The organism is Brucella sp. GW823-FHT04E01 (genome assembly GCF_058796175.1).
This window is the reverse complement of sequence record NZ_JBXAIK010000001.1, coordinates 16301-30573: the sequence shown is the minus strand read 5'-3', so window position 1 is coordinate 30573 and position 14273 is coordinate 16301. Positions and strand designations below refer to the sequence as shown.

Sequence of the window (14273 nt, the reverse complement as noted above, 5' to 3'; positions counted from 1 at the left end):
CCAACCAAAAAAAGAAAGGCGGGCTTTTGGCCCGCCTTCTTTCATTATTAGATTTTGATCACGATTCCAGATACTTGGAAGGATTGACCGGGGCCGAATTTTTGCGCACTTCGAAATGCAGCTTCGGGGATTTCGCGTTGCCACTCATGCCCGATTTTGCAACTTCTTCGCCACGGCGAACCTTCTGTCCGCGCTGAACCAGTATCTGGCTGTTGTGACCGTAGACGGTGACGAGGCCATTGTCGTGGCGGATCAGAACGGTCTGTCCGAACTCCTTGAGACCGTCACCGGCATAGATGACGACGCCGTTCTCAGCAGCTTTCACCGATGTGCCTTCCGGAACCATGATGTCGATACCGTCGCTTACCGATGTACCGTCACGCTGGCCGAAGCTTGCGAGAATACGGCCGCGTACCGGCCAGCGCATCTGTGAAATACCGGTGGAAGAAGGCGCTGCCGCCTGATCCTTTTCGGCATCTTCGATCACTTTGTTGCTCGCCTGTGGCGGCGTGTAAGGCTTCACATCGGCGTTGGCGGCTGGTGCGGCAGCCTTGGCCGGGTTTTCCGGAGGCTGTGAAACCGCTGCGACCTGCGTTGCATTGCCCGCTGCAGCAGAAGGAATGACGAGCGCCTGTCCGACGCGGATAGCGCCGTTAGACAGACCGTTTGCCTTCTTCAACTGCTCGACAGGAACATTGTGCTTCTGCGCGATGGAGAAGAGCGAATCACCGCTCTTAACCGTGTAGGTGCCGTTCGGCGCCGGCGGCGTCGTAGCATTTGCGCCTGCCGAAGCCATATCGTTCGCCGAAGGCTTCTTGCCGTTGACGGCAGGCGCCTGCGGGACAACCGCGATATTATTATCCGTTGGCCGGGGCATGGCTGGGTTCGTCGGAAGCTGCCCGAGAACCTTTTCCTGCGCACCATTTACGGTGTTGCGCGTAGATGTTGCTGCGCTGGCGACTTTGGTTTCTGCTGCATTGACCGTGTTGTTCACACGGTTTGCGGCCATGTCCTGCGCCTGCCCGACCTGATTCTGAATGTTATTGGATGCCGCTGCGACCGGAGCCTGAACCGACTGCCGTGCCGCCGCGACCGGTGCTGCCATCGGCGCCGAAGAAACCGGAGGCAATGAATTGCGCTGAACGGAACCGCTCGATGCGGGAGCCACGGGAGCCGCAGATGCATAAAGATCGCCAGCCGGCTGCTGTGCGACACGCTGACTGGACGTAGAGCCCGTACTGATACCATCAGTGAAGCGCATCGTATCGGCACTGCACCCGGCACCAAAACCGGCAATCAGAACGATCGCGACATTCCGCAGGAGACGTTCAGACGTGTGCTGCAAAATTTGTAAACGCATGTTCAACTCGCCCATACTCGAAACTCAGTAAGGTGATTAAAACGCGTTAATGTTACTCTCTGGTTAAGAACGGCAAATCTTCGAAAAAAGATTCACCAATTAAATACCATAAGCGCACAAAACGACCGAAAGCCCTCCCTGGCACTGCCAAAGAGAGCCTGATAGCCATCATTTTGACGAATCGATACGCGCTCCGTTCACAGAACGGACGAAACGCCCTCGATGAAAGGCTGATAGCGGACCACCATCAGGTCCTCCTGCTCGAATCGGCTGCCGACCTTGGCGATACGTGTCATGATCTGTCGACCATCTCCCGGACCGATCGGAGCGATCAGCACGCCATGCGTTGCCAGAAGATCAACGAAATGACGCGGCACTTCGTCGAAGGCAAGCCAGATCAGGATGCGGTCAAAAGGGCCACCCGGCATTCCATGGCGACCATCGGCATGTTTGACCATGATGTTTTCGCGCTTAAGCGACACGAATTGCTGCAAGGCGTGGTCGCAGAGCTTGCGATAACGTTCGACCGTCGTGACACGACCGGCGAGCGAAGACATAACAGCAGCCGTGAAACCGGAGCCGGTTCCGATCTCCAGCACACGATGGCCGGGTTCCAGCTTAAGCGCGGCGATGGCGCGAGCCTGATCATCAATGCCCTCCATGTACTCGCCGCAGTCGAGCGGCGCAGTACGGGAGCTGTAGGAAAGATGAGACCATGACGACGCGAGAAAGCTCTGGCGTGGTGTGGACTCGATGGCTGCAAAAAGGCGCGGATCGTCAATCCCGTACCCGCGCATTCGCATAACGAAGGATGCGAATCCTTCTCTGTCCGAAAGCCGTGGGCGCTCAGACGCTGCCTGCCTCATGCTTCAACCCCCAAGCTCTGCAACCCCAAGTGCTGCGCTCAATTCTGCCCGAACCTTATGCGCGGTCAGATCGAGGTGCAACGGGGTTACAGAAATGCAATCGGAACGAATGGCTGCAATGTCGCTGTCATCCGCAACCGGCGCCTTGCCCCGACCAAAATGCAACCAGAAATACGGGAAGCCACGCCCGTCGCGACGTTCGTCGAGGCGGGCATCATGGCTGAGCTTGCCTTGAGCTGTGACGCGCGTTCCCTTGACTTCATCCGCACCGCAGTTCGGGAAGTTAAGATTCAACAGGACGCCTTCCGGCCATCCTGCCTCCATCAGCTTTTTTATAAGATCAGGCGCGTGCGTTTCCGCCGTTTCCCACGGCACGATGCGGCGATCGCCTTCATATTCATATTCCTGCGACAGCGCGATAGACCGCACACCGAGCAACGTGCCCTCCATGGCGCCGGCAACTGTACCCGAATAGGTGACATCGTCGGCAATATTCGCGCCGGAGTTCACGCCCGAAAGAATGAGATCGGGCGCACCCGGCAGAACGTGGCGCACACCCATGATGACGCAATCGGTCGGCGTGCCGCGCAATGCGAAATGACGATCATCGATCTGGCGAAGGCGAAGCGGTTCCGACAGCGTCAGCGAATGCGCGAGGCCGCTCTGGTCGGTTTCCGGAGCGACAACCCAGACATCGTCGGAGAGCTTGCGTGCGATCCGCTCCAGAACTGCGAGGCCTTCAGCGTGGATACCATCATCGTTCGTCAGCAGAATTCGCACGTCGTCACTCCTTCATTTATCAATAAATGTGATTCACGCAGCTTTCTCTATCCGCGTGAGGCCGCCCATGTATGGCTGCAATGCTTCAGGAATATGAATGCTGCCATCTTCTTCCTGATAATTTTCCATGACGGCGATCAACGCGCGTCCGACGGCGACACCCGAACCGTTCAGCGTATGCACGAAACGGGTCGACTTCTCGCCTTCCGGACGATAGCGGGCATTCATGCGACGGCCCTGGAAATCACCGCAGACCGAGCAGCTGGAAATTTCGCGATAAGTGTTCTGGCCGGGCAGCCATACTTCAATATCGTAGGTCTTCTGTGCGCCGAAGCCCATATCGCCGGTGCAGAGCACGACGGTGCGGAACGGCAGGCCAAGGCGCTTCAACACTTCTTCTGCACAGGCGGTCATGCGCTCATGCTCTTCAACCGAGCTGTCGGCATCGGTGATCGACACCATTTCCACTTTCAGGAACTGGTGCTGGCGCAGCATGCCACGCGTGTCGCGACCGGCAGAACCTGCTTCCGAACGGAAGCATGGGGTCAGCGCCGTATAGCGCTGGGGAAGCGACTTGGTATCGACGATTTCATCGGCAACCAGATTGGTCAGCGGGACTTCGGCGGTTGGAATCAGCCAGCGACCATCCGTCGTGCGGAACAGATCTTCCGAAAATTTCGGCAGCTGGCCCGTGCCATAGACAGCTTCATCGCGCACCATCAACGGCGGCATCGTTTCGGTATAGTCGTGTTCCATCGTGTGCAGGTCGAGCATGAACTGGCCAAGCGCACGTTCGAGACGCGCAAGCGGCCCCTTCAACACGGTAAAGCGCGAACCTGCGAGCTTTGCAGCGCGTTCAAAATCCATGTAACCGAGCGCCTCACCCAACTCGAAATGTTCTTTCGGCTGAAAGGCAAAGTTTCGCTGGTTGCCGACGCGACGAACTTCGACATTGTCGCTTTCGTCCTTGCCGAGTGGCACGTCTTCGAGCGGAATATTGGGAATGGTCGACAGAGCGTCGTTCAGTTCCTTGGTCAGGCGACGCTCTTCGTCCTCAGCCTGCGCAAGAAAATCCTTCAACTCCGCAACTTCGGCCTTCAGCTTGTCAGCCGTCGCCGCGTCCTTCGCAGCCATGGCCTTGCCGATTTCCTTCGAAGCGGCATTGCGGCGCTCCTGCGCAGCCTGAACCTTGCCGACATATTCGCGGCGTTTTTCGTCCAGCGCCATCAATTCGGACGACAGCGACTGAGCCCCACGCTTGGCGAGCGCTTTGTCGAGGGTTTCAGGGTTTTCGCGAATCCATTTGATGTCGAGCATGGGAAAAGCCGTTTCGTGAAATTGAACAGAAGCGAGGCCGCACAACCTGCGACCTCACAGAATCATAGTGACAAATCAGGACGATGAAGCGTTGTTTTCAGCGTCGGAAGCTTCCTGCGCCTCATCCCGCTTCTTCTCGATCATGCGAGCCACGATGATTGAAATCTCGTAGAGAAGGATTGTTGGCAAGGCAAGGCCGATCTGGCTCGCCGGATCGGGCGGGGTCAGGACCGCTGCAACGACGAAAGCAATGACAATTGCATATTTGCGCTTGTCCTTCAGGCCAGCCGACGTCACCAGTCCGACACGGGCCATCAGGCTCGTTACCACCGGCAGCTGGAAGACCAGACCGAACGCAAAGATGAGCGTCATGATAAGGCTCAGATATTCCGATACCTTCGGCAGGAGAGAAATCTGCACTTCACCGGCGCCGCCAGTCTGCTGCATTGCGAGGAAGAACCACATCACCATCGGCGTGAAGAAGAAGTAGACGAGCGCGCCGCCTGTCAAAAACAGGATCGGCGATGCAATCAGGAACGGCAGAAACGCCATGCGCTCATGCTTGTAGAGGCCGGGCGCGACAAACTTGTAAATCTGTGCTGCAATGATCGGAAATGCCAGCACGATGCCGCCGAACATGGCCACCTTCACCTGTGTGAAGAAGAATTCCTGCGGCGCGGTATAGATCAGTTCCGCTTTCGAGCGATCCATGCCCGCCCAGTCGAGCGCCCATTGATAAGGCACGACAAGCAGGTTGAAGAGCTGTTTGGCAAAAGCGAAACAGAAAATAAATGCCACGAAAAATGCCAGAATTGCCCAGATCAGGCGGCGGCGCAGCTCGATCAGGTGCTCAAGCAGAGGCGCTGCGCTCTGTTCGATTTCGTCCTCGTCGCGTGTCACGCTTTGGTTCCTGTCTTCTTCGTGGCCTTCTTGGCAGTTGTGGCGGCAGCAGCCTTGACCGTTCCAGCCTTTGCCGTTTCCGCTTTCGCCGCTGCGGGCTTTCGGGGAGCAGGCTTTGCAACGGAAGCCGCCTTCGGCGCAGCCTTCGTTTTGGCTACAGTGACTTCGGCCGCTTTATTCTCTGCCTTCGGTGCAGTCTTTCGGGTCGCCTTCTTGGGCGCTGCGGCTTTTTCCACAGCAGGCGGAACCGGTGCGCCACCGGCATCAACCGGCGTCGTCACTTCAGCGACTTTTTCAGGTGTCGCCGGAGACATGGAAGACGTGGACTGAAGGCCCGAGCGCAGATCCTCGCCCGCACTTCGAATCGGATCGAATACCTGCGTGATCTTCGAGCGCGGGTCTAGCTTGCGGGTCTCGTCGATGATGTTCTTGACGTCGTCAAGCTCAGCCTCTTTCAAGGCTTCGTCGAACTGCTGCTTGAACTCATTGGCGGTGGCACGCATGCGCGCTGTCGCCTTGCCGAATGCACGCAGCATTTTCGGCAAATCCTTGGGACCGACCACCACGATCATCACGATCGCAATAATCAGAAGTTCAGACCAACCGATGTCGAACATATTCTTGATACCCCGCGCAATTCGCGCGCGCGTCCCGTCTTTCGGCGGAAAACCGCACTTGTAAATGGCAAAATATGCTGCGCGCGCTTGCACGTGCGCAGCATGCTTTATCCGTTAGATCAGGACTTGGTGGTTTTCTTGACGTCGTTGACGGTTTCGTCAGCCTTGGCGTCGATCGTACGACCCGAATCCCGCGCGTCATCCTTGGCGTCTTCGTCGGACATGCCCTGCTTGAAGTTCTTGATGCCCTTGGCAACATCACCCATCAGCTCGGGAATCTTGCCGCGGCCAAACAGAAGAAGGACAACCGCCAGGACGATCAGCCAGTGCCAGATGGAAAAGCTACCCATTTTATTCCTCTCATTGCCGCGAACGCGCGGCATGTTCCTGCAATGCCAGTTACGATTTAAGCGCTTTCAACAAATCTTTCAAACAGAAGTGTGACGGTGAACGGCTTTGCGACAAATAAAATTGGCTCCAAAGGCCATACTGAGACTATTCACCGCGTGGGGCGAGCAAGCCAAGGCTTTCCAGATCGATATCTTCGAGCGGCTCTTCATCTTCTGTCAGCTCATCCGGGTCGATATTCGGCACCGGAACGGCAAAGCTCGATGGCATACGTGCCGAGAGCAGCCCTGCCCCGCGCAGCTCTTCCAGTCCCGGCAAATCGCGGATTTCCGGAAGGCCGAAATGGTCGAGAAACGAGTCGGTCGTGCCATAGGTGACCGGACGACCGGGCGTACGGCGGCGTCCGCGCAATTTGATCCAGCCGGTCTCCATGAGGACATCCAGTGTGCCCTTTGAGGTCTCCACACCACGGATATCTTCCAGCTCGGCGCGCGTGACCGGCTGGTGATAGGCGATGATGGCAAGCACTTCCATCGCGGCGCGGGACAGCTTGCGCTGCTGCACAGCTTCGCGGCTCATAAGAAAGGCGAGATCGGGTGCCGTACGGAACGCCCACGCACTGCCAACCTGAACAAGGTGCACGCCGCGCGTTTCATATATTTTCTGCAAATGTTTCAAAACTGGCGCGACGTCAACATTGGCAGGCAGACGTTCAGCCAATGCGCGTTCGGAAACCGGTTCAGAGGACGCAAAAACAATGGCCTCGACAATGCGCGCAAGATCAGCAAGCCCCTGCGTCAAGACAGAAACTTCCGTTTCGATCTGATCGTCGTCACTATCGATTTCAGCCAGATTTCGACGTTCCGCCTCAGACATCCTCGTCCTCATCCAATTCGCTGATATCTCCTGTCGCCCGGATATAGATCGGCTCGAAAGGAGCGTTTTGCCTGACTTCCAGTTTGCCTTCACGCACAAGCTCAAGACTGGCGGCGAAGGAACTCGCGAGCGCCGAAGCTCTTTCTCGGGGCGAAAGCGCATAATCGATCAGGAAGCGATCGAGAGAAATCCAGTCGCCCACCGATCCCATCAAACGCACGAGTGCCACACGAGCTTCCTTCAATGACCAGACTGCGCGCTTGGCAATCTGCACCTGCGACACGGCCTGTCGCTGGCGCTGCGAAGCATAGGCGGTAAGAAGATCGTACAGCGTTCCAGAAAACTGGCTGGTCCTGTCCACCATGACCATTTCCGGCATACCGCGCGCAAAAACATCCCGCCCCAGCCGGTTGCGGTTGACGAGTTTCGCCGCCGCATCGCGCATGGCTTCAAGTCTCTTCAAACGGTAATGCAACGAAGCAGCCAGTTCTTCGCCGGTCGCTCCATCATCACCCTGTTGTTTCGGGATCAGCAGCTTCGATTTGAGATAGGCAAGCCATGCCGCCATGACGAGATAGTCGGCCGCAAGTTCGAGGCGCAAGGCGCGTGCCTGTTCCACGAACACCAGATACTGCTCTGCAAGCGCAAGAACGGAAATACGGGCGAGATCGACGCGCTGGCTCCGCGCAAGATGGAGCAGCAAATCAAGCGGGCCTTCAAACCCCTGCACATCGATGAGAAGCGACGGTTCACTTTCGCTACGTTCGGAATCGCCCTGCCACAGCGCATCCATCGGCACGAGCGTGCCGTCTTTGCCGTCTGTGTCTGCTCCCGATGCCGCCAAACCCGTTTCCCTGCTGATAAGGTCCACCGGCGGTTCAGTCCGCCGGTGAAGTCAGTTTACCAAGTTTTGACGATTACGCTATCAGTTCGAACATGGCGTTGAATTCTGCGCGCAGTTCGTCCTCATCGGAAAGATCGGGGTCGCCCGCATAGACTTCCGCCAGATCGGCACGACGCTTCGCCTTGCCTTCAAGAACCGGCACGCGCGCTGCAACCTGCTTCAGTTCTTCCATCACACCTGCGCAATAGAGAACCATATCGCAACCGGCACCGATGATGCCGTCCGCAATGTCACCGAGTCCACCCGAAAGCGCCTTCATGGAAATGTCGTCGCTCATGACAAGACCATCGAACTGGATGACATCGCGAATGATCGTGTTGATGACAGTCGGTGACAATGTCGAAGGGCGCTGCGGATCGATGCAATCGAATACGACATGCGCCGTCATTGCCATTGGCAGGTCATTGAGCGCCTTGAACGGCACGAAATCATGCGCAACCAGCTCATTCAGGGGAACCGTGACACGCGCCAGCTCCTTGTGGGTGTCGGCAAACGCACGGCCGTGCCCCGGCATATGCTTGACCACAGGCAGTAAACCACCGGCAAGCAAGCCTTCAGCAGCAGCTCGCCCCATTTCTGCAACCGCCTGCGGGTTCTTGGAATAGGCTCGCGCGCCGATAACATCATGTGCGCCTTCGACGGGCACGTCCAGAACCGGCAGGCAGTCCACATTGACGCCAACCTTCAGCAAATCGAATGCATGCAGGCGGGCATGAAGCCACGCAGCTCGCAGACCCGCTTCGCGATCACGCGCATAGATCGCACCGACTTCCGAGGCCGAAGGATAGTTTGGAACGAGCGGCGGGCGAAGGCGCTGCACGCGTCCACCTTCCTGATCGATGAAAACCGGCGTCTGGTGCCGGCCCGTCAGGTCGCGCATGTGCGCCGTCAGCTCGGAAACCTGTTCCAGACTTTCGACATTGCGCGCAAAAAGAATAAAGCCCCAAGGTCTTTCATCGCGGAAAAACGCGATTTCGTCCTCAGTAAGTTTCGTTCCCGACACACCGGCAATCCATGCCTTGCACTCTTTCATGCGCTCTTCCCCAAAATTGTCTGGAAATGCTGTACTCAAACAACCCTGCCCCGGTTTAACCGAAAAGAACAAGGCTTGGTAGTGGACCATGAAAAAGGGCGACCGAGGCCGCCCTTTCCATATTCAATGTCCGACAAATCACTGCGTTACGAAGCAGCTGCCGCCAGCGGACTTAAGGCGTCCGCAAAGTGCGGATGCATCTTCCTTGGAACCACCCTGAACGCGGACACGATAGTAGGTGCCCTTGCCCGGAATGTCGGCACGCTTGATGTCGACGCTGCGGCCACCGATTACGCTGCCATACTTTTGGGCCATATTGGCATAGGACTTCTGTGCCAGCTCGGCAGATGGCTGCGAAGCAATCTGGATGAAATAACCGCCTGCACCTGCTGCCGATGCAACCTGCGGCGCTGCCGGAGCAGGATTGGTTGCAGCGGGGGCCTGCGTGCGCTGCGGAACATTGCCGACGATGTTGACCGGTTGTTCAGCAGGCCGTGATGGCACCACCGGAGCACGGACAGGAAGACGCGGCGCTTCCGCAGCCGGCTCAGGCTGTTGTGCCACAGGAGCCGGTGCAGGTGTTTGCGCAGCCGGTTCTGCCGGTGCATTGCCAGCGGCCAGCGCAGCAATTTCATCACCACCGGCGGGAGCCGCCGGCTGAGCAGTGTTTGCTGGTGGCAGCTGCGAGGCTGTTTCCTGCGGAGCCGGAGAAGGCTGGACAATAGAGCCGTCTGGACGAACGATCATGGTTTCCACTTCGCGCGGCTGGACCAACGGCGCATTGTGGTTCGTGTTCTGATTCTCGGCCGAAGCATTATTCGTCACTGGCGGCTCGTCAGGCGTATTGTCCGCCATGTTCTCGCTGTCATCCGTGCCGGAAATGTCGACTGGCTCTTCACCGGAAGTAATCAGGGACTTTTGTTCCGGATTATTCGGCAGCGTACCGGCAACACGGTCATAAACCGCCTTGTCCTGGTTCGGTACCGTGGCACCGCCCGGATTTTCCGGCTGCATTTTGATCGGCTGATTGTCGGCACGAATCACGACCGGCTCACCGGACCCGCTACCTCCGAGGAAGTGATAGCCGATCCCGCCAAGAAGCACCGCCGCACCGGCCACGCTGGCCAGAATAAGACCACGACGGCCACGAACCGGGCGATTGCGATAAGCTTCGGCAGCGCTGCCAAGATCGTCGTCCGCCTGCATCGCAGCGCGTTCGCCAAAGTCGCCTCCCTCAAGGGTCTGTGCACCCTGGGCTGCCCAATGGTTATAGAAGTCGTCTTCATTGCCCAACGGATTGGAGGCTTTTGGCTGTGCTGGCGCCTGGGCTGTTGCCTGTGAGCGGCCATACGCTCCCGCAGCTGCGGCAGCGCCGACGCCCACTGCTGCAGCACCGACAGCAGCACCAAGGCTGGCACCGGAGTTTGGCAGATAACTCGAAGCGCTTTCGCGGAATATGTCCTCAAAAGCCCTGTCAGCTTCGCTCTGTGCGTCTGTTTTTGCCGATTCATCCACACCAACCGTGTTGAAGACCTCGGCGAATTCGGCTTCGAGATCAGTCAAACCGGCGTTGGTTTCTTCTTCGCCGTAGTTGATTTCCGGCAAATCGAGGGAATGCGTCTGCTCGACCTTTTCTTCGGCCACGCTCAAGGTTTCGACTTCGGGTGCCGGGGCGCTGACCGCAGCCGTATGAGCACTGCCGAACTGCTGGAACGAAGTCGATGAAGAACTGTAATCGTCGTCCGAACGCACCGCATGTGCGTAGGCGGTGGCTTCTTCTTCAGGTTCCGAGCTTAGATCGAGATCATCTTCCATGAAGAAATCATCTTCGCTGAAAGCGTTCTCATCCTGAATGCTGGAAACATCGCCGGACGTTTCGAAACCGAAATCATCTTCCGAAAGGCTGATTTCGTCCAGCTCCGAAAGATCGTCTTCGGTTCCTTCAGCAGCGATTGCAGCTGCTGTTTCCTCAACATCAAACGAAAAATCGTCGTCGAAAGAGAAATCGTCGTCGTCGCCAAGAGAAGGCGCTGTTTCTGTAACCGGCGCATAGTCAGCCTGCGGGGCTGTCGCCACTGCGTCCTGCCCTGCAATGCCCGAGGAGAAATTGCTTCGCGTATAGTACGGATATCCTGCAGGCACGACCTGAGACTGAGGCGCATAGGTTTCAACGGGTGCAGCCGTCTGTGGTGCAGCATCGTAAGCCGGCTCATCGAGCTGCAGATCATCGAAATGCAAATCTGCAAGCTCGGTCTCGTCCTGATATCCAACATTCTGCACCGGCACCACGTCGTGGTGGACGTAGGGCTCCTCTGCCGGCGCGACATGAGAAAACCGGGTCTCGTCGTGAGACACTGGCTGCGGCTCATCGCCGAAAAGGAGATTTTCCAGCTCGTCCTCAAGCGAAACCGGCGCAGCGGCGGCATAGGACTGTTCGGCAGGCTCAACAGCCTGAACGCTCCAATCATGATCGCGCGCAGGCTGATAAGCCTCTTGATGCGGCTCTATGGCTGGCTGATAGATGGTCGGATCGTAATCGGTCTGATCGACATGAAGCGGCTCGACAGTTTCCCGGCGAGCGTAGACCGACGACGATGCGGCATAGGTCTCTTCGTTCGAATCGCGTGCAGCCGAATAATCACTGTAGTCGAATTGCGGCACAGGTTCAGTTCGGTCAGTTTCTTCGAACTCAAGTGCTTCGAATGAGGGCGTTTCCAATTCCGGCGCCTGCTCATCTTCATCCATTTGAAGATCAAGCTCGTCTTCCAGAGCCGAAGCAAGTTCTTCCTCATGAATCAGAGGCTCATCCAACAGATGAGAATCATCTTGTGCAGGGGTCGCTGCGAACTGGGACTGGTCCGTAGGCTGAGAATAATCATTGAAGTCACCGAGCAATTCGCGCTCCAGATCCAGCGATGGATCGAAGCCCGGCTCTGTCCGGTTATCTTCAAAGTAACTAGGTCGGCGCTCATTCCAAGCGACGTTGTCATCAGCAGGCGTGCCGAAGTCCATGATCCGCGACAGTTCCATCAGTGGATCGTCTTCGTGCAACGGACGCTCGCCGTAATTACGGGGATTTGCACTGCTGTCCGTCATAGCGTGTTCCTAACTCAAACCCTGGACGTCGCAAGACGTCTCCATACATTGCTTTGTAGCGAGGCAATGTGGGCAAAAGTTGACGGAAGTTTCCTGCGCCAGAAGGAAGACCAATGACTTGCGTTCATTATGGCCTTCCACCTGTTCGACTTGCCAACTTTTGCCTTCAATCAGTCTTTCGACCTGAAAAGCTTTGTGACAGCCGCCTGACCTCCGAAGTCATCTCGAACCACATAGTGCGGCCCGTGAGCTGCGGAGACCATTCTTCGAGTATAATCCATCTCAAAAGGCTTTCACCTTCGAACTATACTCTAGCGCATTTCCGTTGGAGCGTCCGCACCGATTATCGTCAATCCGGAAGTCAGCACATCGGAAACAACCTGTACCAGCCCTAGCCTGGCTAATGACAAGTCTGGATCGTTAACCTTAATAAAACGTAAGTCCGGGTTCTCTGTGCCTCTATTCCACTGCGAATGGAACGCGCTGGCGAGATCATAGAGGTAAAAAGCAAGCCGATGCGGCTCCTGATGAATGGCCGCAGCCTCGATCAGACGCGGATATTCGGCAAGCTTGCGAACGAGTGCAATTTCGCTCTCATCGGTCAGCTTGTCGAAATGCGCAGCCATACCGACTCGGTCGAGATCGGCGAGGCCAAGCTGATCGGCAGCCTGACGGAAAACCGAATGGCAACGTGCGGAAGCATATTGCACGTAGAAGACCGGATTATCCTTCGACTGCTCCGTCACCTTGGCAAAATCGAAATCCAGCGGCGCATCGTTCTTCCGGTAAAGCATCATGAAACGAACCGGATCGCGGCCGACTTCATCCACCACATCGCGCAGCGTGATGAATTCGCCTGACCGCTTCGACATGCGCACAGGCTCGCCATCACGGAACAGCTTGACCAGCTGGCAGAGCAGCACCGTCAGCTTCGCCTTGCCGTCGGAAACAGCCCTTGCGACCGCTTCCAGACGCTTGACGTAGCCGCCATGATCGGCACCCAGCACATAGATCATCTCGTTGAAGCCGCGGTCGTACTTGTCCTTGAAATAGGCCACGTCGCCTGCAAAGTAGGTGAAAGCGCCATCGGACTTCATCAGAGGACGGTCGATATCGTCACCCACTTCCGTCGAACGGAACAATGTCTGCTCGCGATCTTCCCAGTCTTCCGGAAGCTGACCCTTCGGGGGCGGCAGCTTGCCCTTGTAGACATGGCCCTTGAGCGTCAGATCGTTGATTGCATTGCGAATCGCCCGTGCGTGATCAACATGCAGCTTGCGCTCGGAGAAGAACACGTCATGGTGCACGTTGAGCGCATCGAGATCGGCACGGATCATCGCCATCATGGCATCGATCGTGCGATCCTTTACGAGAGCAAGCGCTTCGGCTTCCGGCATTTCCAGAAGCTTCGAACCAAATTCCTTGGCAAGCTCCTGCCCGACCGGAACGAGATAGTCGCCGGGATAAAGACCAGACGGAATTTCACCGATATTTTCACCGAGTGCTTCACGGTAGCGCAGCATGACGGACCGCGCCAACACATCGATCTGCGCACCGGCATCGTTGATGTAGTATTCCTTAACCACATCATAGCCTGCAAATTTCAGCAGATTGGCCAGAACATCACCCACGACTGCGCCACGGCAATGGCCCACATGCATCGGGCCCGTCGGGTTTGCCGAAACATATTCGACATTGACCTTCGATCCTGCACCAAGCTTGGAGCGACCGAAATCCTTACCTTCATTCAGCATCGCCGAGAGTTCGCGTTGCCAGTAAGTGGCCTTCAGACGCAGATTGATGAAGCCCGGACCGGCGACATCAACCGTGTCGACGTCGGTATCCGAGGCAAGAGCCTCGGCGATGCGACCGGCAAGTTCACGCGGATTCTGACCGACGGCCTTGGAGAGCACCATCGCAGCATTGGTTGCGATATCACCATGGGAAGCATCTCGCGGCGGCTCGACACCGATGCGCGATAGGTCTAAATCGCCACCGTCTTTCGGTTTCAGATCAATATCTTGCAACGTCTTTTTGATACGTGCGTCGAAATCTGCAAAGATATTCATGGTCTGTCCTGTCAGGCTTACGCCGGGCTTTGTTTTGTCGCATTGTCCGACGCAAAACCGCTTCGCACTTTTGCTGGAAATGCTGTTTCTTTCGCATTGTCCGACGC

12 protein-coding genes are annotated in these 14273 nt (G+C 56.9%); all 12 read right to left on the bottom strand.

Going from position 1 to position 14273, the window contains the following annotated elements; genetic code table 11:
• Positions 1–58: 58 nt before the first annotated feature.
• Complete coding sequence (dipM, locus tag AC1RHM_RS00155) at positions 59–1375, bottom strand: cell division endopeptidase DipM (protein WP_105529016.1); 1317 nt, start codon at positions 1373–1375, stop codon at positions 59–61.
• A 182-nt stretch (positions 1376–1557) separates the two neighbouring features.
• Positions 1558–2226, bottom strand: a complete 669-nt coding sequence (locus AC1RHM_RS00150) for a protein-L-isoaspartate(D-aspartate) O-methyltransferase (protein ID WP_012092209.1) — start codon at positions 2224–2226, stop codon at positions 1558–1560.
• 3 nt (positions 2227–2229) lie between these two features.
• Positions 2230–3006 carry a 5'/3'-nucleotidase SurE gene (gene surE / locus AC1RHM_RS00145; protein WP_010661246.1) on the bottom strand — a complete coding sequence of 259 codons (777 nt, stop codon included), beginning with the start codon at positions 3004–3006 and terminating at the stop codon, positions 2230–2232.
• Between the two features lie 33 nt (positions 3007–3039).
• Entirely contained in the window at positions 3040–4323 is a 1284-nt protein-coding gene (gene serS, locus AC1RHM_RS00140) for a serine--tRNA ligase (protein ID WP_122241834.1), read from the bottom strand.
• A 75-nt stretch (positions 4324–4398) separates the two neighbouring features.
• On the bottom strand, positions 4399–5223 hold the full coding sequence (gene tatC / locus AC1RHM_RS00135) for a twin-arginine translocase subunit TatC (protein WP_012092212.1): 825 nt from the start codon (positions 5221–5223) through the stop codon (positions 4399–4401).
• Positions 5220–5840: a Sec-independent protein translocase protein TatB gene (gene tatB / locus AC1RHM_RS00130; RefSeq protein WP_036564045.1), complete on the bottom strand. Its 621-nt coding sequence runs from the start codon at positions 5838–5840 to the stop codon at positions 5220–5222. Before tatB ends, tatC begins: the two co-directional genes overlap by 4 nt.
• A gap of 119 nt (positions 5841–5959) precedes the next feature.
• Positions 5960–6190, bottom strand: coding sequence for a twin-arginine translocase TatA/TatE family subunit (locus tag AC1RHM_RS00125; protein WP_010661242.1), 231 nt, complete (start codon positions 6188–6190; stop codon positions 5960–5962).
• A 145-nt stretch (positions 6191–6335) separates the two neighbouring features.
• Positions 6336–7064 carry an SMC-Scp complex subunit ScpB gene (scpB, locus tag AC1RHM_RS00120; protein ID WP_012092214.1) on the bottom strand — a complete coding sequence of 243 codons (729 nt, stop codon included), beginning with the start codon at positions 7062–7064 and terminating at the stop codon, positions 6336–6338.
• Positions 7057–7908 (bottom strand): segregation and condensation protein A, encoded by an 852-nt coding sequence (locus AC1RHM_RS00115; protein ID WP_010661240.1) that lies wholly within the window; start codon positions 7906–7908, stop codon positions 7057–7059. Before AC1RHM_RS00115 ends, scpB begins: the two co-directional genes overlap by 8 nt.
• A 73-nt stretch (positions 7909–7981) precedes the next feature.
• Positions 7982–9001 (bottom strand): beta-N-acetylhexosaminidase, encoded by a 1020-nt coding sequence (nagZ, locus tag AC1RHM_RS00110; RefSeq protein WP_122241812.1) that lies wholly within the window; start codon positions 8999–9001, stop codon positions 7982–7984.
• A 138-nt stretch (positions 9002–9139) separates the two neighbouring features.
• Positions 9140–12097, bottom strand: a complete 2958-nt coding sequence (locus tag AC1RHM_RS00105) for an SPOR domain-containing protein (protein WP_151577018.1) — start codon at positions 12095–12097, stop codon at positions 9140–9142.
• Positions 12098–12408: 311 nt separating this feature from the next.
• A complete protein-coding gene (argS, locus tag AC1RHM_RS00100; protein ID WP_029924963.1) occupies positions 12409–14166 on the bottom strand; it encodes an arginine--tRNA ligase in 1758 nt (585 codons plus the stop codon).
• Positions 14167–14273 lie beyond the last annotated feature (107 nt).

Bases quoted from the DNA above. Each gene is read 5' to 3' on its own strand.
- dipM (WP_105529016.1), bottom strand. From the start codon at position 1,375: ATGGGCGAGTTGAACATGCGTTTACAAATTTTGCAGCACACGTCTGAA.
- AC1RHM_RS00150 (WP_012092209.1), bottom strand. From the start codon at position 2,226: ATGAGGCAGGCAGCGTCTGAGCGCCCACGGCTTTCGGACAGAGAAGGA.
- serS (WP_122241834.1), bottom strand. From the start codon at position 4,323: ATGCTCGACATCAAATGGATTCGCGAAAACCCTGAAACCCTCGACAAA.
- tatB (WP_036564045.1), bottom strand. From the start codon at position 5,840: ATGTTCGACATCGGTTGGTCTGAACTTCTGATTATTGCGATCGTGATG.
- AC1RHM_RS00125 (WP_010661242.1), bottom strand. From the start codon at position 6,190: ATGGGTAGCTTTTCCATCTGGCACTGGCTGATCGTCCTGGCGGTTGTC.
- scpB (WP_012092214.1), bottom strand. From the start codon at position 7,064: ATGTCTGAGGCGGAACGTCGAAATCTGGCTGAAATCGATAGTGACGAC.
- nagZ (WP_122241812.1), bottom strand. From the start codon at position 9,001: ATGAAAGAGTGCAAGGCATGGATTGCCGGTGTGTCGGGAACGAAACTT.
- AC1RHM_RS00105 (WP_151577018.1), bottom strand. From the start codon at position 12,097: ATGACGGACAGCAGTGCAAATCCCCGTAATTACGGCGAGCGTCCGTTG.
- argS (WP_029924963.1), bottom strand. From the start codon at position 14,166: ATGAATATCTTTGCAGATTTCGACGCACGTATCAAAAAGACGTTGCAA.